This is a genomic window from Enterobacter sp. KBR-315C3_2022 (genome assembly GCF_041399425.1).
Classification (GTDB): domain Bacteria; phylum Pseudomonadota; class Gammaproteobacteria; order Enterobacterales; family Enterobacteriaceae; genus Enterobacter.
Genome location: NZ_JBGKEB010000011.1, coordinates 37751 through 62817 on the forward strand (window position 1 = coordinate 37751; position 25067 = coordinate 62817).

Below are 25067 nucleotides of genomic sequence, written 5' to 3' on the forward strand. Positions count from 1 at the left end.
GCAGCAAAGGGGAAGTGCGTCAAAAAATACCCTTCTGCCGGACCTTCTGCATTTTCTGCGTCGGCGCGTCCACGTCGCTGAGCGCCACCTCCTCCTGGCCGCTTCCGCGCTCCGGTGCAGGCGGGCTGGCGGTTTTCGCCGCCACGCGCAGCTGCTGAAGGGCGAGCTTTTGCTGTTCCATCAGCGGCCTGAGCGCGGCAATCTCTTCGCGGATCTTCTGCAGCTCCGCCAGCGGCTCCGGCGCGGCATCGCTCTGCGGCTGCGGCTGAACCTCCGCCAGCAGCGCCGCCAGCGTCAGGTTTTCACGCCCGAGCGATTCCGCCACGTGCCGACACAGCGTCGGGTCCAGCAGGTGCAGCTGAAGCCCCGCGAGATAGACGTTGCGGTGAAACGCGCGAATTTCCATATTCGTATCGTCGACGCTGTCGGACTGACTCATCGACTGGTGCCACGCCTGCAGCTGCTGCATCGCGCGCAGATCCGCGCGCGACTGGTCCGGCGTCAGGTGAAGGGAGAGATTGACGCGGCGGATTTGCCCCTTACGCATTCTCGCCCACCTCGGCCATCAGCGGCTCGTCGACCGCCTCCGCGCCCGACTCGGAATGATACAGGCAAATCTCGCGCGACAGCGCGCTCTGCGGGTTATCGATGCTGACCACGCGGTCGCCGAGGGTCGCGTAGGCCTCGCGGATCGCCCCTTCAATCAGGTGCGCGCCGCCGCCCACCAGGTACACGCGGTTCGGGTTTTTGGCGAATTTTTTCGCCTCGTAGGCCACCTGGTCGCCCAGCTCCTGAATCTTGATCTCAATCTTTGCGAGGATCTCGTCGATGCGCGATTCGTCGTTCACCACGCTGCGCACGAAATCGGCGTCGTGGCGGCGCTTGATAAGCTCATTCGCCACCAGATAGCTGGAGTCGCTGTCCGCCGCCGCCAGCAGCTTGCGCGTGGCGTCGGTGACCATCGCCACGCCGATCTCGTTGTTGCCGTAAATCGCCGACACGTCGTCAAACTCGCCAACCACCACGCCCATATCCAGCGTCGTGCCGCCGCAGTCGATCACCAGCGATTTGGTAAATTCGTTGACGCTGGAGTTCAGAAGATGCGACAGCGCGGCGGGCAGGCTCTCCGGCATCACCTGAACGTCGACGATGCGGAACAGCTCGCCCTTGTTGAGGCTGATGTCGCGCATCAGGTTCTGGCGCTTCGCGTCGATACGCTCTTCGTTGCGCTGGCAGTCGTCCGGGTTGTAGAACTGGGTGATCGGCAGGGTGACAATCACCTCCACGTCGCACGGCGCAACGCCGGTTTGCAGCAGCGCGTGGTGCACCGCCAGCAGGTTTAAATCGTCGTACTGATAGTCAATGTGCGTGGTGGAGAGCGCCTTGTCGGAGGTGGCGTCGTAGGTGTATTTGGTGGTGCCGATGGTGTAGTTATGCACCGCCTGGCCGCGCAGCAGCGCCGCGCTTTTCCAGTCCTTGCGGAAGGAGTTAGGCGAGACCACGGTTTTCAGCGTGCCGTTCTCAATCCAGCTGATTTTGACGTTGGTGGAGCCATCGTCGATGGCAAATTTTTTACGCATCTGGTTCATAAAAGGTTTCTCAGTCACTCTTTTAAAAATAAGGGGGCCATCCCTGGCGGCGCATACCTTGAGGGGGTATTCAGCGTCAGGCCGTTACAGCACGGCCTCTTCTGTTAATATCCGGCGGGCACCGAGGTAGTGGTCCTGCCAGAAGCTGTCTGAAAGCTGGCTCACGCGGATGTTCAGGCCGGTTCGCGGCGCTTCGATAAATTGTCCGTCGCCGAGGTAAACGCCAACGTGGTCGGCTCCCGGGCGCGCGTTGATGTTGAAAAAGACCAGGTCGCCGCGGCGGAGCTTTTCCTGCCGGACGGGGCGCAGCGTGCGGTCCTGGAACATGCCGTTAGCGGTGCGCGGCAGGCTGCGGCTCAGCACCGGGTTAAAGGCATAAAACACCAGGCCGCTGCAGTCGAACCCCTGCTCGGGCGTCTGGCCGCCCCAGACGTAGGGCCTGCCGATCTGCTCCTGCAGCAGGCGAATAACCTGCTTGAGCGAGGCCTGAAGGCGCGGGCTGATCCGCTCGCCCGGCAGCGGCGCCCAGATCATGTCCGTGGAGAGCGCTCCCGGCTGCCAGCGCTTGTGCATCGCCAGCAGCTCGCGGTTTTCCGCCCGCTCAAGGCGGCGCTTTTCGCTGTCGCGCCGCTTCTGCTCCGGCGTCACGGGCACCACGGCGAGGCGGGTACGCGACGTCTTAAGCAGCAGCTCCCGGTTGCGCATCCTGGCCTTTGCCGCGCGCTCCTTCTCCGCGGCGGTCATGTTTTCGGCGCGCGGCGCGGCTTGCGCGGGCACGCTTGCCATCACGAGCGCGGCGGCAAGCGCGAGTCCCGCGGCTTTCTGAAAGTGGGTAAGGATGAACATCGTAAAACCGTTTATTTCTTCTGCGAGAGTTTATCCACGATCGGCTTAATGACCTTTTCACCGTGCTGGCCAAAGAACTGATACAGCGAGTCGCTGGCCGAGTGGGTCAGCACCATGATCTCAATGCGCCTGTTCGACGAGCTGAGCGGGTTAGCCGGATCGAGCAGCATCTGGTCCGCCATGCCGCTAACCTGCAGCACCTTGTCCTGCGCCAGCCCGGCGTTGGTCAGCACCTTCCGCGCCTGCATCGCGCGCTCGCCCGAGAGGTTGTAGTTGTTGTACAGATCCTGATCGCGAAAGCGGGTGGCGTCGGTGTGGCCGGTAATGATGATCTTGTTGTCGATCTTGTTCAGCGCCGGGGCAAATTCCGTGAGCAGCCGCTTGAAGAACGGCGTCAGGATCGCGCTGCTGCGCTGGAACATTTCGCGCTTTTGATCGTCGGTGATCAGGATGCGCAGCCCCTGCGGCACAATCTCAATTTTCAGGTTCGACTGCGCGTCGTAGGCCGAGGTGATTTTCATGATGATCCGCGCCAGATCCTCAATTTCACGCTGCGAGCGCGTGTTGACGTCGTCCAGGCTTTCGCCCTTCGCGACCGCGGTCTCGATGTTTGCCGCCTCCTGCTTCGACGACGGCGCCTTATGATCCCCGCGATCGCGCTTTTCGGTCACCGCAATTTTGCCGCCCACGCCGTTCGGCTGGGTAACAGGCGATAGCGACTGGCCGTCGAAAATCGACTCGCCGTTGAGCTGAGAAACGATCTCTTTTCGCTCCTCTTCCGTCACCGCGCCCATGATCCACAGCACCATAAACAGCGCCATCATCGCCAGCGTAAAGTCGGCAAAGGCCACCTTCCACGCGCCGCCGTGAAACGCGTCGTGGCTTTTGCGCGATGATCGCTTGATGATGGTGGTATGTTCTTTCCCACGAGCGTTGCGCATCAGGACTCACCCGTCATCTGGTTCACCCAGCCGTCCAGCGTCGCGAAGGTCGGCTTTGAGTCCAGCGGCAGCATTTTGCGCCCGGCGTCCACCGCCAGCAGCGTAGGCTTACCGGCCACGTGGTTGACCAGCACGGTGCGCACGCACTCGATCACCGCCATCTGCTTCTTGGTGCGCTGCTCCATGGCGTTCGCCACCGGATCCATCAGGCAGTAGCAGAAGAATACGCCGAGGAACGTCCCCACCAGCGCGGCCGCGACCTTCACGCCGATCACCGCAATCGAGCCGTCGATCGACTGCATGGTGATGATGATCCCCAGCACCGCCGCGCAGATCCCGAAGCCCGGCATCGCTTCCGCGGTACGCTGCAGCGAGCGGGACGGCTGAAGCAAGTTCTCTTCCATCGCCACCAGCTCCTGCTCGAGAATGCCTTCCAGCTCGTGCTCGTTGATTTTGCCCATCGCCATCAGGCGGAAGTTATCCGCGATAAAGGTGATGATGGCTTTGTTCTGCAAAATCAGCGGATATTTCTGGAACAGCGGGCTGCTCTCCGGCACTTCGATATGCTCGTCGAGCACCTTCAGGCCGCCGTCCTGCACCAGCTCAAGCAGCTCGTACAGCAGCATCAGCAGCTGGCGCTGATACTCGTCGGTGTACTCGTTTTTACGCATGATGCCGCGAAACTGGCGGTACATCTCTGCCAGCACCGGCTTCGGGTTCGCCAGCACCATCGCGCCCAGGCCCGCGCCCAGAATGATAATAATTTCGCCAGGCTGCCAGAACGACGCCAGCCGCCCGCCGGACATAAGAAAACCGCCGACTACGCAGGCGAAGATGATGAAAATACCGAGAAACTTTTGCATATACCTTTCACTTCTGGAAAAAACACTGGATCTTTTGAGCGATCTTTTTATTGAGCTGACACACGCGCGCCTCGGTTAAATCGAGGACGAGCGCGATCTCTTTCAGGCTCATTTCCTGCTGGTAATAGAGGGTGAGAATCATCTGCTCACGCTCATCAAGGCTTGCCAGCGCAGCCCTTAACGTCCCGCTGGTGACCATTTCGTCTTCCAGCGAACGGCTGTTCAGCGTTCCGTTCAGGGCATCCCCGCCCAGCAAATCATCGAGACTCTCCAGCGATTTGGCGCAATCCAGCAGTAAATATTCGTGATACTCCTCCGCGGTGATGGAGAGATGGTGGTTGAGATCCTCAAAGCTCGGCGTTCTGCCAAGCTTGCGCGTGACGTCCCGTATCGCGTCGTTGATCTTGTGGCTCTTCTGGCGCAGCCTGCGCGGACGCCAGTCCAGCTCGCGCAGTTCGTCCAGCACCGCGCCGCGGATGCGCTGGGCGGCGTAGGCGCCAAACTGCTCGTCCGGGTGCCCGTAGCGGCGCAGAGAGGTGAGCAGCCCCATCAGGGCAATCTGCTCCATATCTTCTCTGTCCATGACGCTGCTGGTCTGCCAGGCGAGCTGCTTAACGACTTTGTGCACCAGCGGCAGATAGGCGTTAACGTATTTCGCCTCGTCTGCCGGCGTGAGGGCGTCGTCAGCGATAAAATCCATCATGTCCTTCAGCGACCGTCACTTACTGGAAGACCATCTTGCTGATGATCACGTCCTTGAAAGGCATCCGCGTTTTCAGGCTCTCGAACCGAGCGGCGTAGGCGCCCATCAGCTGTTCGCGCAGCGCCTCGACGCTCATTTCGCGCACCGCGTCGTAGTCCTTCGACGACAGCAGGTTGACGGTGGCGCCGCGAATGGCGGGAGACATCTCTTCCGCGCGGCGCGTGTCGGCCGCGGAGTTGGTCGCCAGCGCCAGTTCGAGCAGCAGGTAACGCTCAGAATCACCGCGGCTTTTTAACGTCACGACCACGTTTTTGATTTCAACGAACTCCACGACGTTCTCTTCCGACGAGGAGAACAGGTCGCGGATAACCGAGCTTTTATGCTCGTCCTGGCTCAAAAACTGGGTGCCGACGACGGTGAGTACGGCGGCAAATACCGCGGCAATGAGGGCAATCACCAGCCCTAAGGAGAAAGTCTTAATGGTCATAATGGGTGTGTTTTAAACCGTAAGTAGTACTGAATCGTCTCTGTCAGCGGTCGACAGGGTGTTCTCGGGGGCAATTTCCGCCCCGGCTGCCGGGCCGTCGTCCGGAGCAAACATGCTGCGCGGCTGCCCCTGCTGCTGCTGTTGGCCGGACTGGGAAGAGACCTGCACGTTTACCTGCATCACGTTTTGCTCGGTCAGGCTCTGGCGCAGCTCGCTGCTGATCTGCTGAAGCGCGCGGTAGGTTTCCCCGCTGCTGGCGCTGATGTGCACCTGCATGCGCCCGTTTTCTATTTGCAGCGAAATCTCCACCTTGCCCATCTCCGGCGGATCGAGGCGGATGGTGGCGTGCTGCACCTGGTTGCGGACCTGAAGCTGCAGGCGATCGTTTAGCGCGCCGTGCAGCTGCTGGGCCCACTTCGCCTCGTCGGCGTCCATCTTGATCGGCGGCAGGTTCACCGTCTGCTTATCCATCGCGGCGGCAAACGTCGGGCCGCCCGCAGGCGCTGCCGTACCCGGCAGCGTCGCCACCAGCGGCTTAACGAGATCGTGCAGCTCCGGTTTTACCGGCTCCGCGACGGGCGCTGGCGCCACGTTCAGCAGCTGCGGCTGCGGTCCCCGGTTGAGCGTTTCGGCCATCGGCTGCGGGCCTGCGCTGAGGTTTTTCATCTGCAGCGCGTCGCCCGCCAGCGGCGCGGCCGCCTGGGTGACGTTCAGCGTTTTCACCGGCATCTGGCTTGCCGCCAGCAGCGCGTCCAGAAGGCGCTCTGGCGAACCGATGATGCTGTTCGCCAGCGCCTGCGGATCGTCGCGCTGCGCGTTGTGCTCGTCGCTATCGTCTTTGGCGCTAACGCCCGCCAGCACCACAGGGGTCTCGCGCGGCAGCTCGACGCCCATCAGGGTGTTGATCGTGTGTAACAGCGCATCGTTAAACGCCGGGGTCGCCTGGTCAGCATCGTCCGTCGCCGCGGGCGTCGCGCTGTCGCCCGCAATAGCGGAAGGCAGCGGCGCGGCGTCGACTGGATCGGCGGCAACGGGAAGCTGCGTCAGCTGTGAAAGCACCAGATTCATCGGCCTGCGTCCTCCGCCTCGGTAAACAGCGCATAGGCGGTCGCGCCTTCCCGGTTGCGGCGGGCCTTCGCCATCTTCTGTTCAAGCTCCTCGCTCTGCGCCTGGCAGAACAGGCTGACCTTCGCGTGCGTCTGCTGCAGCTCGGCCAGCGCCTCGCGCGCGGCGTCGCCCAGCGTCTGGCCTTTGAGGGCGGTCAGCAGGGCGGCAATCTGCGCGTCAACGTCCTGAAGCGTCGGCCAGTCGTGCTGGCTGGCCGAATGGGCCAGGGAGCGCGCCAGGAAACGCATCACCTGTACGTCATCCATGCTGCTGCGTTCCCATTTTTTCCCAGCCGTCCTGCAGGTTGGCCAGAATCACCTCAACCTCTTCGATATGCGTCACCGAAAGCTTGTGGCTGGCATCGTAGAGGCGATAGACGCAGTAGTCGTAAAGGTTGGCGAGGCTCAGCGCCAGCTCGCCGCCCTTTTCGAAATCCAGCGAGCTGGTGAGCGCGTTGAGAATATCGATGCACTTGTTGATGCTTTGCGCCTTGCGGTCAAAGCGGCGCGCGGCGATATGGCTCTTTGCCCGCACCAGTTCGTCCATCAGGCCGTTAAACAGCATGAGCACCAGCTGGTGCGGATTGGCTGCCGCGGCCTGAATCGCCAGGTCGGACTCCTGATAGTGGCCGAAGCCGTGCTGCTCGTTCCCGTACATAAACGCGGTTATTTCCTTAAGCTAAACCAAACATACTCATGGTGTTGTTCATTTGCGACATCGCCTTCTGCAGCTGCGTGAACTGCTTCAGATAGCGGTTATACGAGCTCTCGTAGCGCGCGTTCATCGCTTCAGTTTTGGTGTCAATATCGCTCTGCTGACGATCCAGCACGTCCTGACGGCCCTTCAGTAAGCCGTTGGTCGAGTTCAGATAACGGTCGAGGGACTTGTCCATTTTGCTCAGCATCCCGTCCTTGCCGTTGAACAGGTCGTTGAGCTTTTGCGGGTCGGCCTTCAGCGCGGCGTCCAGCTTTTTGTTATCAACTTCAAGCTTGCCGTCTTTGTCCGCGGTGATGCCAAAATCGGACATCCGCATGCCGCCGAACACCTGGCGCATCACGTCGTTCAGCTCGCGGTCGAGCGAAGACATGGTGGCATCACCGGCAAAGGCGCCGCGGGTTTCATCGTCACCGCTGCCGCTTTTCGTCAGGTTGCTGAGTGTGTCCTGCAGCGTGTTGTAGGCATTTATGAAGGTTTGCAGCTGCTCTTTGGTGCCTTCGCTGTCGGTGCCCACGGAGAGGGTCAGCGGTTTCCCGGCCTCGGTTAAGGACGTCAGCTCAATGGTCACCCCATCAATCAGCTTATCCAGCGTGTTGGAGCTGTTGGTGAAGGTCATGTCGCCCATCTTGATTTCAGAGTCAGAGGCGTCAGAAATCTTCTTCGCGTTTTTCGAGTCAAAGCCGGCCGTACCGCCCACGGTGATGGTGTTTTTCGCGCCGCTTTCATCGCTGCTTAACATCAGCGTCACGCTGCCGTCGGTGCGGATCAGGGACGCCGTCACGCCGGGGTTATCTTTATCGCCGTTGATCGCCTTGGTCAGATCGCTCAGGCTTTCCATATCGTCGAGGTTAACGGAAATGGTTTTACCGCCCAGATCGATGTCCATGGTGCCGGTGGCATTTTTGATGCTCTCGTCGGTCATGCCTTCGAAACCGATCTGGTGGGCAGACGCGAGCTTCGTCACCTCAATGTTGTAGGTGCCCTTCAGCGCGTTGGAGTTCGCGGTAACGTTCGCAATCCCCTCCCGGTTCATGCTGACGGCGTTTTTCAGCATGCCGCTGCTGGTGCCGTTGAGCCCGGACATCGCGGTGCGGAAATCGCCCAGCGCGGTTTTCAGCGCGTCGAGGGCCTTCTTCTGCGCGTTCATGGTCGACGATTTGGTTTTCAACTGGTTTTGCAAAGACATGATGTCGTATGTCGCCAGCTGCTGAGCCAGAGTCTGGGGATCAATGCTGCTAAAATCTGCCATGTTGAGGTTCTCCGTTCGCACCTGTTGCTAAACCATGCCCGTTTAATGCAACCATCGTGCCAATTTTTAAGTTATTAAATTTCAGGTAGTTAACATCAGGAAGGAAGGCATTCTTCCCCTGAAAGGAAATAGAAAGGGAAGCGCCGCAAACAAAAACACCGCCTTACAGCGGTGTTTTTTGCAACGGTGAGATGGATTAGCCCAGCAGGGACATCACCATACCGGACATGCTGTTGGATTGCTTCAGCATGGACATGCTGGTTTGCGCCAGCATCTGGTTGCGGGTCATGCTTGACGCTTCGGATGCAAAGTCAGCGTCGCGGATGTTGCCCAGCGCCAGGTCGGTGTTGTCTTTCATGTTCGCCAGGTTCGCCGCGGTGTGGCCCAGACGGTTGATGTTCGCACCCAGTTTAGAACGCAGGGTACCAACCTGAGAGATGGCATTTTCAACTTTGGTGATCATGCCCTGAGCGCCGGACACGGTCAGCAGCGCGCCGGATGCGCCGGAAGCGGTCTGCAGGCCCTTCAGGCCGCTTGCGCCTTTCACAGCAGTCAGATCTTTGCTGACGTCAACCTTCAGGCTTTCACCTTCGGATGCACCGATCTGGAAGTTCATCGCTTTGGTGAACTTGCCGCCGCTCGCGAACAGGCTCTCACCCGCATACTTGGTGTTACCCATGATGTTGTCCAGCTCGCTGTTCAGCTCATCCATTTCGGACTGCAGCGCCTGACGATCTTCCGGGCCGTTGGTGTCGTTCGCCGCCTGGGATGCGAGGTCTTTCATGCGGTACATGATGTTGCTTACTTCATCAAACGCGCCTTCAGCGGTCTGCAGCAGCGCGGTGGCGTCGGAGATGTTGCGCTGGGCAACGGTCATACCGTTAGACTGGCCCTGAAGGCGGGTTGCGATCTGCAGGCCCGCGGCGTCATCTGCCGCAGAGTTAATGCGCTTACCGGTGCCCAGACGCTCCATCGCGGTGGACAGCATGCTGTTGGATTTATTCAGCGCGTTAACGGAAGCCATGGAAGAGGCGTTGGTAAAAATAGAAAGTGCCATGTTCGAATTCTCCTTTTGAACCTGTCTGTCAGGTTCTTCTCTCTGGTACTCAGGTAAAACGACACGTCACGACGAAGAATTAAATCGAAAATGAAAAAAAAATGAATTTCCACAGCGGAAATAAAATGACGGTTAATAGTCACCGCGGTCATTAAATGCAGAATAAAAAAGAACATAAAGCGACACGGCGACATTCAAACTTAAGCATCCATTACATTTGCTTACGTTTTTTATCTCTCACCTGAAAAGAGTCTCATTTACCCGGCGCCGAATGAAAACATCCCTGCTACATCCCTAAACAAATTATAAATAAAACGATCAAAAACCGATGTGCATTAACGTTTAACGAAAAGCGTTAATACGACCGGGGTGAGATCGTTCAATAATTTGTTGCATATCACACTTTTATCGCGTAAAAATGTGCCACGGAAGAGAAACTTCCTAAACACGTCTAAGAAAAGACCTATAACGCCGGATGAAACTTCCCGTCCCTAAGTGGGATTTTTTCGCATTTTTCATCTTCGCGACGCGTCTTTTTGCATATTTCCGCAGGCAAGCGGCAATTCTCAGTGAATTTTAAACGGAATTAATGATTAATTTACATTAAGCGTTTTGCACACATATTGTGCAGCGCCTGAAAATTTAATCTTTATGGAGTGGGTAACCACCATCACTTGCCATGAATAAAACATATTATGCGGTAAACAACTGGCTCGTTGATTTACCCTCGGGCTCAATCATTAGCCTCATATCGGGTGAAAGAAAGCGCCTTGGTGAGTATCAATTAAAACTGCTGGACGTCCTGGTCACAAATGCCGGGAAAATACTTACCCGTGAAGAACTTACTAATCTCGTCTGGGAACGCCGCGTTATTGGCAATAATAGTTTGCCGAATGCAATTCATGCATTACGCACGGCGCTGGAAGACGATGGAAAAACGCAGAAAATAATCAAAACCATCCCTAAAAAGGGTTATCTCCTGGAGCAGGCCTGGTGCCGTTCCGTGGAGCGCGAAAGCGAAGAGATCGATCTCCCGGCCACGCTGCCCGCAGCCCAGCCGGAAGACGAGGTGGCCGACACCGCGGAGCTCCTCCCGGCTCCCGCGCAGGAGCTGATTCAGGCCAAAGCGGACGCCATTCACGCCCGCGCGTTTCCCCACCCGAAAGCCCCGCGCTTCAGGCTGCCGCCATCGCTGGTGGCCCTGTTGCTGCTCATTGTGGTGGTCATCGTCAGCGGCACCGCTGGCTGGCAGTACGCCAACTCCAGGGGATCGCGGCTGGTTGCGACAGAGCAGGAGGCGGGCGTTTACAGCAACATCCGCATCTATGAGATCTCTGAAGCGAACCGCCCGACGATGAATAAAGAGGACTTTTACAGCAAGATCAAAGACACCCTGTATGCCGTCAACCAGCAGATCAAAACCCAGTCGATCGACATGTCGGTCTACTACCAGAGCGTTGACCAAACGCTTAACTACACCTTTGCGCTGAAAAGCCGCTGCGATAAAAAGCAGCTGGTGATGGCGATTTACCACTGGCGCATTGATACCACCCAGCTGAACAACCTGATACTTCGAGAGACGAGGAGGAAAATCAGTGAGATGGAAACCTGTGCTTAACGTGAAATGGCTGCTGGCCTGTGTTCTGGTCGTCGCTGCCGCGCTGGCCGCCGTGCCTATCATTCAGACGCAAACGTCTCCGCAGACCCGGGTTGAGGGATTTTTGCAGCTCGGCTTTTACGATCTGATGTCGCAGCGAAAGGAAGTCTACGATTCGCACATGCAGACCGCGAACAACGCGATCCTGACGACCATCACCAACCCGAACGACAATCGCTTCGTGCTGAAGGGGAAGTTCACGGAGATTAACCAGCAAAACGGCAAGCAGTTCTTTTCCTACACGCCGATTTACTACAGCACGATGCAGAAAGGGCTGATGATTGATGGCCTGGTGGACATGCTGATGCACGTCGATTTCTGGATGCAGCCGATTTTTGTGGATGCGCAGCCGCTGGTGGTAGGGCAAAGCGGGGCAATATTTTTATATCCGTTGAGGAAGTAGCCTTGCAGGCTGAGGGAATACTCCCTCTCCCTTGAGGGCTGAGGGATCCCCACAAATTTCAGACAGGCACAGATTACTCCCTCTCCATTCAGGGAGAGGGCTGGGGTGAGGGGGAACATACGGCTGTGGTGGTAATTCCGTTCACCTTAAGTTCTGCACTTCTCTGTATGCAGCGTTACCCGTGAACGTGTGAAGGGGGCTCGCCGCCGCCCCCTTCACAATCCCGGCTCCCGGCAAAGAAAATCGCCGCTTCGCGGTGCCTTCGGCTTATTCCCTTCGGCTATCGGGTCGGGCGTGATCCTACATCCATGTAGGTCACGCCCTCTCGGCGCATCCGTGCGCCTCGCCCCGGCCTACGGTCAACGCCTCAGCGATTTTCAGCCGGACCAGGGGACCGCTGTAAGTCTTTTATTATCCTGTAATTTTTTCATTGCTTTAAGAGCAAAAAAATTACTGGGGATCCCTCAATCATTCAGAACGCTAGCCCAGCAAATTCTTCACCGTCGTCAGCGACACGTTCCCCTGCGCGGACAGCGCTTTCGCCAGCACGCCGTACTGCGTTCCGCTGTTGGCTAACGCGCTGCCCAGCGCCCGCGCCGTCTCCAGCGCCTCGCCCGGCGTATAGGCCGCCGACATATCCTGAATCCGCGCCGACACGCGCTCCTGGTGCTGGTGCAGCTTGCCGCGTTCGCGGGTGATTTGCTCCAGCGTTTGCTGCATCCTGCCGCTCGCGCCGGGCGTCCACTGGCTGGCGAGCTGGCCCACCTCATCTTCGCGGCTCGGCTCCGCCGCCGGTGCCAGCAGGGTAAAGGCGTCCGCCGGGAACTGCTGGCCTTCGCCGCGCACGCTGAAATTCTGGCTCACCCGCGTCCAGCGGTCTTCCGCCACCTGAAAACGCACCTGGCCTTCACCGCTCAGCGCCGCGTGAATGCCGAGCTTGCCCAGCCCGACGTTCAGCTGCATCAGCGCCTGACGCGGCGTTGCCTGCGGCGGAATGGCCACCGCGGTAAGCTCGCGCCTGCCGCCGCCGAGGGCAAACACCAGCGTCTCGCCGGATGACGGCTCAAGGATTTTTTCCATGCCCGGCAGCGTGAAGCTCACCTGGCTTTTCTGCTGCAGCGTCACGTTGAAGTTGCGATCGACCGTCCCGCCGGAGAGCGCGCCGCGCTGCTGAAGCATCGTGTTCACGGCCTTCGCGCGCTCCGCGCCGCTGCCGCGCGTCGCCTGGTGGCGCAGCATCAGCAGCTGCGTCTCCGCTTCGCTGAGGTAGCTCTCGGCTTTCTGCACCGACGTCAGCTGCTGGTTAAGCTGAACGTTATAGCGCAGCGGCCGCCGGGAAAGCAGCGCCGATTCCGGAAACGGCGGCGCGGCGGGCCGGGCGTTTGCCAGCGCGTCAGGACGCGCAACGGATGTTGCCGCCCCCGGCGCGGTTCTGACGGGCGCGGGCGTGGTCGCAAGCGACGTTGTTTTTAAACCAACCTGCATGGCGATTACATCATGCTAAAGAGCGAAAGCTGACTGATCATGCTGTACGCTTTGTTGGTGATCTGCACGGAGTTGGTGAACAGCTGCAGGTTAATGCTGGTGGTTGCCCAGTCGGTGTCGGACAGATCGCGCACCACCTGATCGTTCGCCATGCTGACGTCGGTGTGCGCGTCGCTCAGCATCGTCAGGCGGTTCTGACGGCCGCCGAGATCGGTAAAGATGGCGGCGACCTTATCGCGAGCGTTGCCGGAGAGCGAAATCATCTCGTTAAGCTCGTCCTGGTAATCGCCCGCGGGAACGTTCGGATCCTGCATTTTATCGCTCAGCGCCTTCAGCTTGTTCAGCATCTCCAGATCGTCGCCGCTGCCGGAGAACGCGCCCACCACGTGGGTGTTTTCGGTCACGTTCACGCCGTTAGCCACCGTGGTTTCGCGCGAGCCGCTGTTGCCCTGATAGACATATTTCCCCTGCGTCTCGTCCCAGACCACCGGCTTGGTGTCGGTTTTGGTGCCGGAGAAAAGGTAGCCGCCGCTCTCGTTCTGGGCGTTGATCGACGCCACCAGCGAATCGAGCATTGAGGAAAGCTCGGCCCCGAAACCAGCCATATCCTCGGTGCTGTGGGTGCCGTTTGCCGCCGCCAGCAGCTTGTCGTTCATCGACAGCAGCTGGTTGCTCATGGCGGTCACGTGCGCCTCCTGGCTGGAGAGCGCGCCGCTCAGCCCGGTGATGTTGCTCTGATACTGCTTAATCGCCGCCTGCTCGCGGTTAAGCTGGACCAGGCGCGTCGCGGCGACCGGATCGTCAGACGGCACGTTGATCCGCTTCTGGGTGGACATCTGCTCCATGAGCTTGCTCATTCGGGTGCCGTTGACCCCGAGCTGCGCCAGCATGGCGTCGGAATTATAAAGACTACTGATTCGCATAACTTTTCCTTAGCGCCGGTTAAAACATACTTAACAGGTCGCTGAAAATCTGGTTGCCGGTGGCAATCACCTTGACGTTGGCCTGGTAGGACTGCATGTAAATCTGCAGGTTCATGGCCTCTTCGTCCTGGTTGACCGCGCTGAGGTTGTTGCGCTGCAGCTGCGCCTGATCGTAAACGCCCTGCGCCGCCTCAAGCTCGCTCTGGGATTTTTTACTGGCGATACCGATATTCGAGATAATCGCCGCCGCCCCTTCGTTCAGGCTCATGTTGCCCATGCCGCCGATATCGACCTTTTTATTCTTGAGGTCGATCAGCGCCTGCAGGTTGCCGCCGTTCCCCTGCTCGCCCGCGGTGTCGGACAGCGCAAGATCGTTCGGTTCCAGATCGTTGACCTGCAAAATCCCGGCGGGGTTTTTAAGGTCAAAGCTGAACAGCGGCTTGCCCGGGTTGCCGTTCTTATCAAAGCCCTTCGCCAGCTGGTCGTTGAAGAGCGTCGCCACCGCTTCCGCCATCCCCTGCACCGAGGCCTGCATATCCGCCAGCTCGCCGGTTTCATAGTCGTACAGCGCGCCGAGCTGCCCGCCCGTGGACGGGTTCAGGGAGAAGGTGGTGTTGGAAAAGTTCAGGCTTAACACCGGGTTGCCGCTGCCGTCCAGGCTGCTGCTCAGCTCGCCCGCCACCTTTCCGCTCACCAGCGGCTGGCCGTTTTTCATGGCGACGGAGTAGCTGCCGTTGCTGTCTTCCGTCACCTTCACGTCGGCGTAGGTGCTGAGCTGCTTCACCAGCTCGTCGCGCTGATCGCGCAGCACGTTGCTGTTGCCGCCCGTGGAGTCCATCTCCATGATTTTCTTGTTGTAGTCGGCAATGCCCGCCGTCAGGCTGTTGATCTGCCCGACCATGGTGTCGCGCTGGTTCGCCACCGACGTCTTCTGGCCGTTGATGAAGTCGTTCATGTTGTTAAAGCGCGTCGCCAGCGAGTCGGCCTGGTTCAGCAGCTGCTTGCGGGTGGCTTCGCTTTCCGGCTCTTTGGTCAGGGCGTTCAGCGCCGAGAAGAAATCGTCCAGCCCGGTGCCCAGGCTCGTAGAGTCGGTGCCGATGACCTTCTCCAGCGAGCTCAGGTACTGGTTGTTGATGCCGTAGTAGTTCGCCTTGCTGTTGCTCTGCCACACCTGGTTGGTCAGGTACTGATCCGAGACGCGGCGAATGCTGTCAACCTGCACGCCCGCGCCCGCCGACATGCCGCCCTGCCCCAGAGTGGCAACCGAGCTCTGGATAATGCCCTGGCGGCTGTAGCCCGGCGTCAGCACGTTGGAGATGTTCATGGAGGTCACGCTCATCCCAAACTGCGCCGCCTGCAAACCGCTCCAGGCAATGTTGAACATATTCATGGTTTACTCCTGCCCGCGACGCATGACCGGCACGACGGGGGTGTTTAATTCCTGTGGATGTTCATTTAAAGCGGCCACAGGCTGCGCATTCTTAAGCGCGGCGCTCTCCTGCGGCCCCAGCTGGGCGATAATCATCTGCGCCAGCCCCGTGCTGCGCTGCGAGGCCAGCTGAGAGGTGAGCTTATCGTCGTAGAACTCCTGCATCATGCGCTGCTGCTTGCTGTCGAACGGGTTATCGTCCACCAGCGCCTGCGACGCTTTGCGCATCTGCTTCATCAGCGAGCGCAGAAACATCGCCTCAAACTGCTCCGCCGCCTGCTCAAGGTTTTGCGGTTTCACCTGCCCGGTCACGTCGCCGGGCATGATGCTGGTGCGGGAGTGAATCGCGTCTACCATCGTCATTGCTTAAATCACCACCAGTTCGGCATCGAGCGCGCCCGCTTCGTGCAGCGCCTGGAGGATCGCCATGGTGTCGTCCGGCGCGGCGCCCAGGCTGTTGAGCGTGTTGACGATGCTGCGCAGGCTGGTGCCCGCCGAAATCGTCACCATCTGGCCCCGCCCGCGGTCGACGTTGACGTCGCTTTCCGGCGTGACCACGGTTTGCCCCTGGCTAAACGCGCCCGGCTGGCTGACGTTGGAAGATTCGCGGATGGTCACGGTCAGATTGCCGTGCGACACCGCCGCCGCGCGGACCACCACGCCGTCGCCGATCACCACCGTGCCGGTGCGGGCGTTAAACACCACGCGCGGCGGCTGCTTCGCGGCGCTCACCTGCACGTCTTCCAGCATCGACATAAAGGCCACGCGCTCGCCCGCCGACAGCGGGGCGTTGACCACCACGTTGGTGGCGCTCTGCGCCGTGGCGGTGCCGGAGCCAAAGGCGCTGTTGAGCGCCACCGCCACGCTGTTGGCGGTTTTAAAGCTCGGGCGCTTGAGGTTGAGGATCACCTGCTGGTTCTGCTGAAAATCGGAGGGAATTTCGCGCTCGACCGACCCGCCGTTCGGCACGCGGCCCACGGTCGGGGTGTTGATCGTCACGCTCGACCCGCTGTTGCCCTCGGCCTTTACGCCGCCGACCACCACGTTCCCCTGCGCCAGGGCGTAGACTTCGCCGTCGGCTCCGCGCAGCTGGGTCAGCAGCAGCGTGCCGCCGCGCAGGCTTTTGGCATCGCCAATCGACGAGACGGTGACGTCAATCGCCTGGCCGCGCGCGTAGCCCGGCGGCAGCGTGGCGCTGATCGCCACCGCGGCGACGTTTTTCACCTTCGGATCGATTTTGGCCGGCAGCTGCACGCCGAACTGGCGCAGCATGTTGGTCACCGACTGGCTGGTGAATTTCACCTGGTTTTTATCGCCCGTCCCGTCGAGACCGACGACGAGGCTGTAGCCCACCAGCTGGTTGCCACGCACGCCCTGGATATCCACCACGTTGCCCAGCCGCTCGGCCGACGCGCCCGCGGTCCACAGCAGCATCAGAAAAAGCATTGCCTTACGCATCACGGACTCCATTAAATCGGGAACAGCGGATGGTTGAAGAAGCGGGTCAGCCAGCCGGCGGAGTTGGCATCGCTGAGCGCGCCGCGTCCGGCGTAGGAGATCCGCGCGTTGGCGATGCGCTGCGAGGAGATCGAGTTGTCGCGCTCGATATCTTCGGCACGTACCAGCCCGGTCACGCGCATGTACTCATCGCCCTGGTTGAGGGTCAGCCATTTTTCGCCGCGGATCGCCAGCACGCCGTTCGGCAGCACCTTGTAGACCGCAACGGTGATGGCGCCGCGCAGGCTGTTCTGCTGCTGCGAGGTGGCATTGCCGTTGAAGTTGCGGTTGCCGTCTATCGAGCCGGACAGCTTATCGACCGAGTGGCCAAAGGCCTCCGGCACGCCGATGGAGACATCGTTTTTCTTGCCGAAGTTGGTGCGCGCCTGCTTGCTCGCCTGCGTGGACTCGTCCAGCTTGACGGTCAGAATATCGCCCACGCGGTAGGCGCGGCGATCCTGCGTTAACGACCAGTTGTAGTTGGTGTTGTACAGCCCGCCGCCCTGAACCTGCGTCGGCGGCAAGGAGAAATCTTCTGGCGGCGCGTAGGCCGCATCGTCTTTATGCACCAGCAGGGCCGGGCTTTCACACCCGGCCAGCAGCAGCGCAAAAAAGCCGATAACTAACTGCTTTTTCATTTTTCGTTCACTTCGCTTCACGCGTTACATCGACTGCGTGACAAACTTCAGCATGTCATCTGCCGCAGAGACCATTTTGGCGTTCATCTCGTAGGCGCGCTGAACGGTGATCATGTCGACCATCTCTTCAACCACCTGCACGTTAGACCCCTCCAGCGATCCCTGCTCCAGCTGACCAAAGGCTTCCTCACCGGCCACGCCCTCCACCGCTTCGCCGCTGGCCGCGGTTTCGCGATACAGGTTGCCGCCGATGGCCTCCAGCCCGGCCGGATTGACGAAGTTCACCAGCGTGATTTGCCCCAGCTCGACCGGTTCGGTTTCGCCCGCGACCGTGGCGGTGACGGTGCCGTCTTTGCCGATCTGGATATCCTTCACGTTGTCCGGCAGCTCGATCTGCGGCACCAGCGGCAGGCCCTGCGCGTTGGTCAGCAGGCCGTCCGGGTTTTTCTGGAAGTTACCGGCGCGGGTGTAGGCGATATCGCCGTCGCTGGTTTCTACCTGGAAAAAGCCCTGGCCGGTAATCGCCACGTCCATGTTCTGCCCGGTGTTCTGAATGTTGCCGGTCGAGAACTCCTTCTGGGTGCCGAGGATCTTCACGCCGGTCCCGAACTGAATGCCGGTCGGCGAGGTGTTGTTCTGGTCAAGCTGGCCGCCCGGCGTGCGCTGGTTTTGATAGAACAGATCGGCGAACATCACGCGGTCGCGCTTGAAGCCGGTGGTGTTCACGTTCGCCAGGTTGTTGGAGATCGCGCTCATCTTCGCGTCTTGCGCGGCGAGGCCGGTTTTACTGATCCATAAAGCGGGATTCATCGTTATTCCTTACTCAATCAGGTGTTGCGCAGCAGGCGGTTGCCCGCCGTCGCCAGGTCTTCCGCCGCCTTCATCATTTTGATTTGGGCTTCGAACTGGCGGTTTAGCGCGATGCTGGAGACCATTTCGCTGATAGCCGACACGTTGGAGCTTTCGAGATGTCCGGAAACCAGCTCCACCTCCTCCGTGCGCGGGTTGACGTTGGCGGAGGTGACCATAAATCCGGCAGCGTTTTTGCTCAGCTGCGACGCGGGAATGTCCACCAGCTTGATGCGGTCGACGTCCATCGGCGCGGCCACGTTGCCGTCGTCCGGCACGATGGAGATCACGCCGTCGTCAGCGATGCTGATGGACGAAAACGGCGGCAGCACGATCGGGCCGTTATCGCCGGAGACCGGCAGGCCGTCGATGGTCAAATCCCCCTCCGGGCCGACCTGGATCTGGCCGTTGCGGGTGTAGACCTCGCGGTTGCCGCTCACCAGCGCAATCAGCCCGCTGCCCTTGATGGCCACGTCGAGATCGCGCCCGGTGTCGCGGGTGGCGCCCGGCGTCAGGTCAACGCCGCCCTGCTGCGGCTGAACCAGGAAACGGGAGGCGTAGCCCTCCCCCTGGATCTGCTGCGACATGGCGTTATCCAGGTCGTGACGAAAGCCCTGCGTATTGACGTTCGCCAGGTTGTTCGCGTGGATTTGCTGCTGGACGAGGCTGCGCGACGCCCCGCTCACGGCGGTATAAATTAAGTGGTCCATTACACCGCCTGGAACAGCGCCGTCATCATGCTGTCGTTGGTGCTGATCACCTTGGTGTTGGCCTGATAGTTACGCTGGGCGGTCATCAGCCCCACCAGCTCTGCCGTCAGGTCAACGTTCGAGCCTTCCAGGGTGTTGGAGGTCAGCGCGCCCAGCAGCCCGGTGCCCGGGGTGCCGGTCAGCGGCGCGCCGGAGCTGGCGGTCTGCGTCCAGGTGGTGCCGTTCTGCGATGAAAGACCGTTCGGGTTGGCGAAGGTCGCCAGGATCACCTGGCCCTGCAGCAGGCGCTGGCCGTTTGAGAAGGTGGCGTAGACGCTGCCGTCCTTATCGATGGTCTGCCCGGTGCGCTCGCCGGAGGCATAGCCGTTGCCGTTGTTTTTGCTGACGGAGAACTCCGAGCCGAACTGGGTGGTGCCGCTGTAGTTCAGCTCCAGCTCAATGCCGTCCGCGCCGGGAATATCCGCGTTAAGCTTGACCGCGCCGTTTGGCGTCAGCAGTACGCCCTGCTCGGTAAAGGTCATCTCCTGCGGCGCGGTGCCCACCTGCTTGTCGTCCATGTAGTAGTGCACTTCCCAGGCGTTATCGTCGGTTTTGACGAAGTACTGCTTCAGGGTGTGCTCGCGGCCCAGCGAGTCGTACACCTGGGTGGCGTAGGTGTGGTTGTAGGAGTTTTCGTCGGTCGGATCGAACGTGGCCGTCTTCGGCTTTTCCTCATTGGCGTTGAGGTTGGCCGTGAAGTCGAGCGAGCTGGTCGCCTTCGCCGGAATCGAGCCGCTGCTGATGGTCAGGTTGCCGACGGTACCGGTCTGGATCACGCCGTTGGCGTCCACCGGGTAGCCCTGCAGGTACATGCCCTGGTTGTTGATCAGGTTGCCGAGGCTGTCGGTGCGCATATAGCCCGCGCGGGTATAGGCGGTGGTGCCCGCGCTGTCGCGCATCACGAAAAAGCCGTCGCCGTTTATGGCGAGATCGAGACTGTTGGCAGAGGAAAAAATGCTTCCGTTTTTGGAAATACTCTGGGCAATGCTGGTAACGCCCACGCCCAGCGGCTGGCCCTCGGCGTACAGCGAGGCGAACTCGGCGCGGCCCGACTTAAAGCCGACGGTCCCGGAGTTAGCGATGTTGTTGGAGATGGCGCCCAGCTGCTCGTTAATGGCGTTTAAGCCCGAAATTGCAATGTCAAAGCTCATAGTTGTTCCTGATTAACTCATCATTTTTTTTGCGCTGTCGTTGTTCGAGGGCGACTGCCCAAACTGCGTAATCTGGTGATAAGGCACGTCGCCAATGCCCGGAATGTTGAGCACGATCGCGCTGCCGTCCATCGGGATGCGCACGTTATTCACCACGCCGCTCACCTCGATCGGCACCGTCGCATCGTCGACGTCGGTAACCACGGACATGGTGTATTTCCCCTCTTTGAGCCCCAGCTCCGTCGGGTTCACCGTGAAGTCCACCTCGCCGGCCTCCTGCTTGCCGAGCTCCACCTTGGTTTCCTTGCCGGTCTCATCCTTCAGGATGACGGTCACCGTGTTGGCGGTGTGCTCCAGCGTCAGGCGGCCGTCGACGTTGGTGCTGCCGTCGGTCTGAATGGTGTCGGTTTTGACCATGACCTTCTGGCCCACAAGGTTGCCCGTCGACAGGGTTTGCAGGTTGTCCATCAGCACGCCGATGTTCTGCATTCCGGCCATCATGTTTTCCATCGACTGCACCTGCGTCAGCTGCGCAAGCTGGCTGACGTATTCGGTGCCGTCTGTAGGGTTCAGCGGGTCCTGGTTCTGGATTTGCGCCACCAGCAGCTGCATAAACAGGTTGTTCATCCCTGCGGCGGTGTTGTCGTTCGGGGATACGCCACCGTCTCGGGTGGTGGTGGTATCGCCGGACTGGGTGGAAACGCCATTCACGCTCATCTATTACGCCTCGCCAAGCCGCAGCAGGCTCTGCTGCATGCTTTTCACATTGTTAAGAACATCGACGTTGGTTTCGAAGTTACGCGACGCCGACATCATGTCCGCCATCTCTTCCACCACGTTGATATCGGGATACCAGACGTAGCCGTCCGGGTTCGCCATCGGGTGGTGCGGCTCGTAGCGCTGCACCGCGTTACCCGATTCCACCACGTCCAGCACCTGTACACGGGCGCCGGAGATCGCGTCGCGGTTGGTCAGCTCGTCGTTCTGGTAAACCGCCGCAAACACCGGGCGGCGCGCTTTATACACATTGCCCTCGTCCACCGCCGGGGTTTCGGCGTTGGCGAGGTTACTGGCGATGGTGTTCAGCCGGACGGTTTGCGCCGTCATCGCGGAACCCGACACGCGGTAAATATCGCTAAAAGCCATTCTTTGTTACCTGATTCAATTACTTACCTTCAATTGCCTTCTTCAGGCCGGTGAATTTCATGTTCAAAAACGCGAGGCTCATCTGGTAGTCCTGCACGTTTTTTGAAAACTCGGCCTGCTCCACGTCCAGCGCAACGGTGTTGCCGTCCGAGGAGGGTTGATACGGCACGCGGTACATCTCCTGCGGCGCGGAGCCGGGAAAGAAATCGCGCTGCGAGCGTTGCATCTCTGCGGCAAAATCAATATCTTTAGCCTGGAAGTTGGGGGTATCGACGTTAGCCAGATTTGCTGAAAGCAGTTCCGCCCTGGAAAGTCGAAGTGCTACAGCCTGCGGATGAACGCCCAATGCCTTGTCAAAAGTAATACTCACAACTCGCTCCTTTCTGTGGTGGACGCCTGCAAGAGTCCATGTTGCTGCAACCTATAAAGCAACTATCGTGCCAGGTTTTTAACGCCATGAATTTAATAGACTTATCAGTTACCACTGCCGCATGCAGGAAGCCTTTTTTCCGCTGGTCCATTCCGGCGGCAATGCTGTGCCTGTTCGCGCTTCCGGCGGCGGCGCAGCCTCAGGCCACCACCGCGCGCAAGCAGGTGTACGCCCGCGTGCAGCAGCAGGCCGCAGACGCCATCCGCCATGAGGCGCAGCGCAGCCGCTGGGAGGATTACCAGGCGAAGCTGAACCTGTTTATCCCGTCTGAAATTTCGCAATACGCCCCCTGCCCCACGCCGCTTGCCGTGAGCATGCCCGGCGGCGAGCGCCTCGACCTGCGCCGCCTGCGCTTTGACGTGCGCTGCGAGTCCGGCAGCGGCTGGGACGTGGCGGTCACGGTAAAGCCGGACATCTACCTGCAGGTGCTGATGCCGACGCGCACGCTGGAGCGCGGCCACGTGCTGGCGGCGTCTGACCTGACGCGCAAAAAATTCAACGTCAGCAACCTGCGCAGCGGCTATCTCACCCGCCCGGACGACGCGGTGGGCCTGACCCTCAAGCGCCGCGTGCGCGAGATGCAGCCCCTGAGCCAGAGCCAGCTGGATTCGCCGGTGATGGTGGAGCGCGGGCAGCGCGTGCTGATGATTGCCGACCAGGACGGCGTGGAGGCGCGCACCATGGGGATCGCCGCTAAAAAAGGGCGCAAGGGCGAGATGATCAAGGTGAAAAACGAGAGCAGCGAGCGGGAAGTCACCGCGATGGTGATCGACATGGGCGTGGTCAGAACCGGCTTTGCGGCCGCGAAATAAAAATGTCACGCCGGGCTTAAGTTTTCCCGCCGGTGGGCCGCTTTATCCCGGTAAGGCGCCGGGAAACGATCTTTCCGCCCTGGCGAAAACGACGAATAACTATCCGTAGATGGAGTAATGCGATGAAAGTGACATCCACCCAGTACGCAATGACAAGCGCGATTAACCAGGCCAGCAGCACGGCCACGGCCCGCACGTCCGGCGCTGACGAGATGAAAACAGCCAAAACCGCAGCCATCGATCCCGTTCTTGGCGATGCGCAGTCCCAGCTGGCAGCCCTGCCAGAGGTGGATATGGCGCGCGTGGCCAGCATGAAAGACGCCATTGCGAGCGGAAAAATCAGCATCGACGTTGATTCGCTGGCAGGCGCGATTGAGAAATATTATCAGAGGTAACAATGAGTAACGCCGCACAGTGCGTCAAAACCCTGGTCCAGGGCATGGTGGAAGACCGTGAAACCTACGGCAGCCTGAAGGCCCTGCTTTCCGACCAGCGTCAGTGGCTTATCGCACGCGATACGGCAAAGCTGGAGCAGCTCAACCCGCAGCTTATCGCCTGCTACGAGCAGCTTTCACACAACAGCAGGCAGCGCTACCAGCTGCTGACTCAGCTGGGCATCCCGGTCGGCACGCCGGGCCTGCGCACGCTGTTCTCCCGCCTTCCCGCCACGCATCAACGCCAGCTCAACGGCCTCTGGGACGCGCTTGAGCAGGTCGCCGCCGAGTGCAAAGCGCTCAACGACAGCAACATCACCGTGCTGTCGATGCAGCAGGAGATCCTGCAAAACCTGCTGAACATCAGCGAGCCGGAAAACTGGCTGTACGAGCAGGGCTGATCCAGAGCGCAGAGCATGAAGACGATTATCACCTTTGGCACCTTCGACGTTTTTCACGTCGGCCACCTGAACATTTTGCAGCGCGCCAGCGCGCTGGGAGACCGGCTGATCGTGGGCGTCTCGTCGGACGAACTTAACGTGCGCAAAAAGGGTCGCTACCCCGTGTACGATCAGGACGACAGAATGGCCATCGTGGCGGGCATCAAGTATGTGGACGCCATTTTTCTGGAAGAGTCGCTGGAGCGTAAGGCGGAGTATATCCACGAGTACCAGGCCGACGTGCTGGTGATGGGGGATGACTGGAGGGGGAGATTCGACCACTTCGCGCGCCAGCTTGACGTAGTTTACCTGGCGCGAACCCCGAGCGTGTCCACGACCTCCCTGATTGAAGTGATCAAGAAACGCTAAGCGCGCGGGCGTCCCTGCCCGCGCCGACCCTACGCCATAGACTGCATAATCACCTCGGCGGCGCGGCGTCCGGCGCTGCCGTCGTTAAAGGCGTCGCAATAGTCGGTTTTAATCTCCTGCAAACGCGCCGCGTGCGTCTCCCACGGCCAGTCGTCCGACAGGCAGGCGCGCAGGTCCGCCATGTCGCGCGCCACGGGTAAAAACTGGCGCACCTGCTGCTCGGGGCTGTCCGGGTTGCTGAACGAGCGGTTGCCGCTGAGCAGCGTTTCCATTCCGTCCCATTCGAGCAGGATCACCTTTTTATCCGCGTTGATCGCGTCAAAAATAAAGCCGCTGTTGTCGCTGATGACGTAATCCGCGTGCGCCAGCAGCGTGAACACCGAGTCGCCCGGCTGCACGCTGCGCTTCAAAAACCGCCGCGCGAGCTTAAGCGACGCGCGCTCGCCGGGGCGATACAGCGTGCCGTGGTGCAGCTTCGTGATGATGTGGTATTCCGATCCCAGGCGGCTGAGCTTCTCCGCCCAGTGCGGCAGCGAGCTGAGCTCACCGTAGGTCGGGGCATACAGCAGAACCGGCTTTCCGCCCGCGCCGTCGAGATGCGCGGGCAGTTCGGCGGGATAGCGCCGGTTGTGCCAGTCGTCGAAGCGCGGGTTGCCCACCACTTTCGCCTTCTCACCCAGCGCCAGCGCGCGCTGGGTATAGCGGCTGTAGCAGAGAATATGGCGATAGCGGGCGTTCCAGGCCGCATGGTTCCAGTCGTTTTTCGCCAGCCCGTACACCGTGCGAACGGCGTTGTCGGAGAGCGCGTCCAGGCCCGGAACGTAGTAAGGACTTACCAGACAGCCGTAACGCCGCCCGGCCTTGAGCGCCCCCGACAGCAGGCGGCAGCCCAGCCCCGGCACGCTGAGGGTCGCCAGAAACGAGGTCATGTCGTTGACGAACGCGTCTTCAATCAGGTCGTTGATCAGCAGCTCGCAGGGCCTGTTCTCCTCGAGCAGGGCGGAAATAATGCTGCGGTAGACCTCAAAGTGAAATGACGTCTCCATAAAAAAGCCGATGCGGCCCGCGTGGTCAGTGTTCGCACTCATGGTGTTGG

At 60.1% G+C, this 25067-nt stretch carries 31 protein-coding genes; 6 read left to right on the plus strand and 25 right to left on the minus strand.

All coding sequences use genetic code 11. From position 1 onward, the window contains the following. Nucleotides 1–19: 19 nt before the first annotated feature. The 12 genes from AB8804_RS13220 to AB8804_RS13275 form a co-directional block, all read right to left on the minus strand. Nucleotides 20–547 carry a hypothetical protein gene (locus tag AB8804_RS13220; RefSeq protein ID WP_371186814.1) on the minus strand — a complete coding sequence of 176 codons (528 nt, stop codon included), beginning with the start codon at nucleotides 545–547 and terminating at the stop codon, nucleotides 20–22. Then, nucleotides 540–1589 carry a plasmid segregation protein ParM domain-containing protein gene (parM, locus tag AB8804_RS13225; protein WP_371186816.1) on the minus strand — a complete coding sequence of 350 codons (1050 nt, stop codon included), beginning with the start codon at nucleotides 1587–1589 and terminating at the stop codon, nucleotides 540–542. Before parM ends, AB8804_RS13220 begins: the two co-directional genes overlap by 8 nt. An 84-nt stretch (nucleotides 1590–1673) precedes the next feature. Next, nucleotides 1674–2435 (minus strand): C40 family peptidase, encoded by a 762-nt coding sequence (locus AB8804_RS13230; protein ID WP_371186818.1) that lies wholly within the window; start codon nucleotides 2433–2435, stop codon nucleotides 1674–1676. 11 nt (nucleotides 2436–2446) lie between these two features. Further along, entirely contained in the window at nucleotides 2447–3376 is a 930-nt protein-coding gene (gene lafU, locus AB8804_RS13235) for a putative lateral flagellar export/assembly protein LafU (protein ID WP_371186820.1), read from the minus strand. Beyond that, on the minus strand, nucleotides 3376–4239 hold the full coding sequence (motA, locus tag AB8804_RS13240; protein WP_112012183.1) for a flagellar motor stator protein MotA: 864 nt from the start codon (nucleotides 4237–4239) through the stop codon (nucleotides 3376–3378). The genes lafU and motA overlap by 1 nt, the downstream gene beginning before the upstream one ends. A gap of 7 nt (nucleotides 4240–4246) precedes the next feature. Further along, the gene (locus AB8804_RS13245) at nucleotides 4247–4939 is read right to left on the minus strand and encodes a FliA/WhiG family RNA polymerase sigma factor (RefSeq protein WP_371187031.1); all 693 of its coding nucleotides are present in this window, start codon (nucleotides 4937–4939) and stop codon (nucleotides 4247–4249) included. Nucleotides 4940–4961: 22 nt separating this feature from the next. After that, nucleotides 4962–5429 carry a flagellar basal body-associated protein FliL gene (gene fliL, locus AB8804_RS13250; protein ID WP_371186822.1) on the minus strand — a complete coding sequence of 156 codons (468 nt, stop codon included), beginning with the start codon at nucleotides 5427–5429 and terminating at the stop codon, nucleotides 4962–4964. A gap of 12 nt (nucleotides 5430–5441) precedes the next feature. After that, a complete protein-coding gene (locus AB8804_RS13255) occupies nucleotides 5442–6497 on the minus strand; it encodes a flagellar hook-length control protein FliK (RefSeq protein WP_371186824.1) in 1056 nt (351 codons plus the stop codon). Continuing rightward, a complete protein-coding gene (locus AB8804_RS13260) occupies nucleotides 6494–6802 on the minus strand; it encodes a hypothetical protein (protein ID WP_371186826.1) in 309 nt (102 codons plus the stop codon). Before AB8804_RS13260 ends, AB8804_RS13255 begins: the two co-directional genes overlap by 4 nt. After that, the gene (gene fliS / locus AB8804_RS13265; protein WP_371186828.1) at nucleotides 6795–7193 is read right to left on the minus strand and encodes a flagellar export chaperone FliS; all 399 of its coding nucleotides are present in this window, start codon (nucleotides 7191–7193) and stop codon (nucleotides 6795–6797) included. Before fliS ends, AB8804_RS13260 begins: the two co-directional genes overlap by 8 nt. Before the next feature lie 16 nt (nucleotides 7194–7209). Continuing rightward, nucleotides 7210–8502, minus strand: a complete 1293-nt coding sequence (gene fliD / locus AB8804_RS13270; protein WP_371186830.1) for a flagellar filament capping protein FliD — start codon at nucleotides 8500–8502, stop codon at nucleotides 7210–7212. Between the two features lie 196 nt (nucleotides 8503–8698). Then, nucleotides 8699–9559, minus strand: coding sequence for a flagellin (locus AB8804_RS13275; protein WP_371186832.1), 861 nt, complete (start codon nucleotides 9557–9559; stop codon nucleotides 8699–8701). Between the two features lie 679 nt (nucleotides 9560–10238). Between AB8804_RS13275 and AB8804_RS13280 the strand changes: the two genes are divergently transcribed. Both AB8804_RS13280 and AB8804_RS13285 read left to right on the plus strand, forming a co-directional pair. Next, a complete protein-coding gene (locus AB8804_RS13280; RefSeq protein ID WP_371186834.1) occupies nucleotides 10239–11177 on the plus strand; it encodes a transcriptional regulator in 939 nt (312 codons plus the stop codon). Continuing rightward, nucleotides 11155–11619 carry a hypothetical protein gene (locus AB8804_RS13285; RefSeq protein WP_371186836.1) on the plus strand — a complete coding sequence of 155 codons (465 nt, stop codon included), beginning with the start codon at nucleotides 11155–11157 and terminating at the stop codon, nucleotides 11617–11619. The genes AB8804_RS13280 and AB8804_RS13285 overlap by 23 nt, the downstream gene beginning before the upstream one ends. A 480-nt stretch (nucleotides 11620–12099) precedes the next feature. Here AB8804_RS13285 and AB8804_RS13290 read toward each other — a convergent pair whose 3' ends face one another. The 12 genes from AB8804_RS13290 to flgB are packed head-to-tail and all read right to left on the minus strand — an operon-like array spanning nucleotide 12100 to nucleotide 21856. Next, on the minus strand, nucleotides 12100–13104 hold the full coding sequence (locus AB8804_RS13290; RefSeq protein ID WP_371186838.1) for a hypothetical protein: 1005 nt from the start codon (nucleotides 13102–13104) through the stop codon (nucleotides 12100–12102). Nucleotides 13105–13109: 5 nt separating this feature from the next. Next, nucleotides 13110–14027: a flagellar hook-associated protein FlgL gene (gene flgL, locus AB8804_RS13295; RefSeq protein ID WP_371186840.1), complete on the minus strand. Its 918-nt coding sequence runs from the start codon at nucleotides 14025–14027 to the stop codon at nucleotides 13110–13112. 19 nt (nucleotides 14028–14046) lie between these two features. Beyond that, nucleotides 14047–15417: a flagellar hook-associated protein FlgK gene (flgK, locus tag AB8804_RS13300; protein WP_371186842.1), complete on the minus strand. Its 1371-nt coding sequence runs from the start codon at nucleotides 15415–15417 to the stop codon at nucleotides 14047–14049. A gap of 3 nt (nucleotides 15418–15420) precedes the next feature. After that, the gene (locus tag AB8804_RS13305; RefSeq protein WP_371187033.1) at nucleotides 15421–15813 is read right to left on the minus strand and encodes a rod-binding protein; all 393 of its coding nucleotides are present in this window, start codon (nucleotides 15811–15813) and stop codon (nucleotides 15421–15423) included. Between the two features lie 9 nt (nucleotides 15814–15822). Then, nucleotides 15823–16914 (minus strand): flagellar basal body P-ring protein FlgI, encoded by a 1092-nt coding sequence (locus AB8804_RS13310; RefSeq protein WP_371186844.1) that lies wholly within the window; start codon nucleotides 16912–16914, stop codon nucleotides 15823–15825. 11 nt (nucleotides 16915–16925) lie between these two features. Then, entirely contained in the window at nucleotides 16926–17591 is a 666-nt protein-coding gene (gene flgH, locus AB8804_RS13315; RefSeq protein WP_371186846.1) for a flagellar basal body L-ring protein FlgH, read from the minus strand. 24 nt (nucleotides 17592–17615) lie between these two features. Continuing rightward, a complete protein-coding gene (flgG, locus tag AB8804_RS13320; RefSeq protein WP_371186848.1) occupies nucleotides 17616–18401 on the minus strand; it encodes a flagellar basal-body rod protein FlgG in 786 nt (261 codons plus the stop codon). A 17-nt stretch (nucleotides 18402–18418) separates the two neighbouring features. Then, the gene (locus AB8804_RS13325) at nucleotides 18419–19150 is read right to left on the minus strand and encodes a flagellar basal body rod protein FlgF (protein ID WP_371186850.1); all 732 of its coding nucleotides are present in this window, start codon (nucleotides 19148–19150) and stop codon (nucleotides 18419–18421) included. After that, a complete protein-coding gene (flgE, locus tag AB8804_RS13330) occupies nucleotides 19150–20340 on the minus strand; it encodes a flagellar hook protein FlgE (RefSeq protein ID WP_371186852.1) in 1191 nt (396 codons plus the stop codon). The genes AB8804_RS13325 and flgE overlap by 1 nt, the downstream gene beginning before the upstream one ends. A gap of 12 nt (nucleotides 20341–20352) precedes the next feature. Then, nucleotides 20353–21057, minus strand: coding sequence for a flagellar hook assembly protein FlgD (gene flgD / locus AB8804_RS13335; protein ID WP_371186854.1), 705 nt, complete (start codon nucleotides 21055–21057; stop codon nucleotides 20353–20355). Nucleotides 21058–21060: 3 nt separating this feature from the next. Beyond that, nucleotides 21061–21486: a flagellar basal body rod protein FlgC gene (gene flgC, locus AB8804_RS13340; RefSeq protein WP_371186856.1), complete on the minus strand. Its 426-nt coding sequence runs from the start codon at nucleotides 21484–21486 to the stop codon at nucleotides 21061–21063. A gap of 19 nt (nucleotides 21487–21505) precedes the next feature. After that, on the minus strand, nucleotides 21506–21856 hold the full coding sequence (gene flgB / locus AB8804_RS13345; protein WP_006177433.1) for a hypothetical protein: 351 nt from the start codon (nucleotides 21854–21856) through the stop codon (nucleotides 21506–21508). Between the two features lie 86 nt (nucleotides 21857–21942). On the opposite strand from flgB, the gene flgA reads away from it, so the two are divergent. The 4 genes from flgA to AB8804_RS13365 all read left to right on the plus strand — a co-directional run bounded on the left by flgA (nucleotide 21943) and on the right by AB8804_RS13365 (nucleotide 23971). Further along, a complete protein-coding gene (gene flgA, locus AB8804_RS13350; RefSeq protein WP_371186859.1) occupies nucleotides 21943–22728 on the plus strand; it encodes a flagellar basal body P-ring formation chaperone FlgA in 786 nt (261 codons plus the stop codon). A 122-nt stretch (nucleotides 22729–22850) separates the two neighbouring features. Further along, the gene (gene flgM, locus AB8804_RS13355; RefSeq protein WP_371186861.1) at nucleotides 22851–23123 is read left to right on the plus strand and encodes a flagellar biosynthesis anti-sigma factor FlgM; all 273 of its coding nucleotides are present in this window, start codon (nucleotides 22851–22853) and stop codon (nucleotides 23121–23123) included. 2 nt (nucleotides 23124–23125) lie between these two features. After that, on the plus strand, nucleotides 23126–23563 hold the full coding sequence (locus AB8804_RS13360) for a flagellar protein FlgN (protein WP_371186863.1): 438 nt from the start codon (nucleotides 23126–23128) through the stop codon (nucleotides 23561–23563). A 15-nt stretch (nucleotides 23564–23578) separates the two neighbouring features. Beyond that, on the plus strand, nucleotides 23579–23971 hold the full coding sequence (locus AB8804_RS13365) for an adenylyltransferase/cytidyltransferase family protein (protein ID WP_371186865.1): 393 nt from the start codon (nucleotides 23579–23581) through the stop codon (nucleotides 23969–23971). Between the two features lie 29 nt (nucleotides 23972–24000). On the opposite strand, the gene AB8804_RS13370 is transcribed toward AB8804_RS13365, so the two are convergent. Continuing rightward, complete coding sequence (locus AB8804_RS13370; RefSeq protein WP_371186867.1) at nucleotides 24001–25059, minus strand: CDP-glycerol glycerophosphotransferase family protein; 1059 nt, start codon at nucleotides 25057–25059, stop codon at nucleotides 24001–24003. Nucleotides 25060–25067: the final 8 nt, after the last annotated feature.

Coding starts and splice junctions, on each gene's coding strand:
- AB8804_RS13305 (WP_371187033.1), bottom strand. CDS start 15,813: ATGGTAGACGCGATTCACTCCCGCACCAGCATCATGCCCGGCGACGTG.
- AB8804_RS13255 (WP_371186824.1), bottom strand. CDS start 6,497: ATGAATCTGGTGCTTTCACAGCTGACGCAGCTTCCCGTTGCCGCCGAT.
- AB8804_RS13275 (WP_371186832.1), bottom strand. CDS start 9,559: ATGGCACTTTCTATTTTTACCAACGCCTCTTCCATGGCTTCCGTTAAC.
- AB8804_RS13360 (WP_371186863.1), top strand. CDS start 23,126: ATGAGTAACGCCGCACAGTGCGTCAAAACCCTGGTCCAGGGCATGGTG.
- flgG (WP_371186848.1), bottom strand. CDS start 18,401: ATGAATCCCGCTTTATGGATCAGTAAAACCGGCCTCGCCGCGCAAGAC.
- AB8804_RS13280 (WP_371186834.1), top strand. CDS start 10,239: ATGAATAAAACATATTATGCGGTAAACAACTGGCTCGTTGATTTACCC.
- AB8804_RS13370 (WP_371186867.1), bottom strand. CDS start 25,059: ATGAGTGCGAACACTGACCACGCGGGCCGCATCGGCTTTTTTATGGAG.
- flgH (WP_371186846.1), bottom strand. CDS start 17,591: ATGAAAAAGCAGTTAGTTATCGGCTTTTTTGCGCTGCTGCTGGCCGGG.
- flgE (WP_371186852.1), bottom strand. CDS start 20,340: ATGAGCTTTGACATTGCAATTTCGGGCTTAAACGCCATTAACGAGCAG.
- AB8804_RS13325 (WP_371186850.1), bottom strand. CDS start 19,150: ATGGACCACTTAATTTATACCGCCGTGAGCGGGGCGTCGCGCAGCCTC.
- flgC (WP_371186856.1), bottom strand. CDS start 21,486: ATGGCTTTTAGCGATATTTACCGCGTGTCGGGTTCCGCGATGACGGCG.
- flgM (WP_371186861.1), top strand. CDS start 22,851: ATGAAAGTGACATCCACCCAGTACGCAATGACAAGCGCGATTAACCAG.
- fliL (WP_371186822.1), bottom strand. CDS start 5,429: ATGACCATTAAGACTTTCTCCTTAGGGCTGGTGATTGCCCTCATTGCC.
- flgL (WP_371186840.1), bottom strand. CDS start 14,027: ATGCGAATCAGTAGTCTTTATAATTCCGACGCCATGCTGGCGCAGCTC.
- lafU (WP_371186820.1), bottom strand. CDS start 3,376: ATGCGCAACGCTCGTGGGAAAGAACATACCACCATCATCAAGCGATCA.
- AB8804_RS13260 (WP_371186826.1), bottom strand. CDS start 6,802: ATGGATGACGTACAGGTGATGCGTTTCCTGGCGCGCTCCCTGGCCCAT.
- flgD (WP_371186854.1), bottom strand. CDS start 21,057: ATGAGCGTGAATGGCGTTTCCACCCAGTCCGGCGATACCACCACCACC.
- AB8804_RS13290 (WP_371186838.1), bottom strand. CDS start 13,104: ATGCAGGTTGGTTTAAAAACAACGTCGCTTGCGACCACGCCCGCGCCC.
- flgK (WP_371186842.1), bottom strand. CDS start 15,417: ATGAATATGTTCAACATTGCCTGGAGCGGTTTGCAGGCGGCGCAGTTT.
- motA (WP_112012183.1), bottom strand. CDS start 4,239: ATGCAAAAGTTTCTCGGTATTTTCATCATCTTCGCCTGCGTAGTCGGC.
- AB8804_RS13220 (WP_371186814.1), bottom strand. CDS start 547: ATGCGTAAGGGGCAAATCCGCCGCGTCAATCTCTCCCTTCACCTGACG.
- parM (WP_371186816.1), bottom strand. CDS start 1,589: ATGAACCAGATGCGTAAAAAATTTGCCATCGACGATGGCTCCACCAAC.
- AB8804_RS13230 (WP_371186818.1), bottom strand. CDS start 2,435: ATGTTCATCCTTACCCACTTTCAGAAAGCCGCGGGACTCGCGCTTGCC.
- AB8804_RS13365 (WP_371186865.1), top strand. CDS start 23,579: ATGAAGACGATTATCACCTTTGGCACCTTCGACGTTTTTCACGTCGGC.
- fliS (WP_371186828.1), bottom strand. CDS start 7,193: ATGTACGGGAACGAGCAGCACGGCTTCGGCCACTATCAGGAGTCCGAC.
- AB8804_RS13310 (WP_371186844.1), bottom strand. CDS start 16,914: ATGCGTAAGGCAATGCTTTTTCTGATGCTGCTGTGGACCGCGGGCGCG.
- AB8804_RS13245 (WP_371187031.1), bottom strand. CDS start 4,939: ATGGATTTTATCGCTGACGACGCCCTCACGCCGGCAGACGAGGCGAAA.
- fliD (WP_371186830.1), bottom strand. CDS start 8,502: ATGGCAGATTTTAGCAGCATTGATCCCCAGACTCTGGCTCAGCAGCTG.
- flgA (WP_371186859.1), top strand. CDS start 21,943: ATGAATTTAATAGACTTATCAGTTACCACTGCCGCATGCAGGAAGCCT.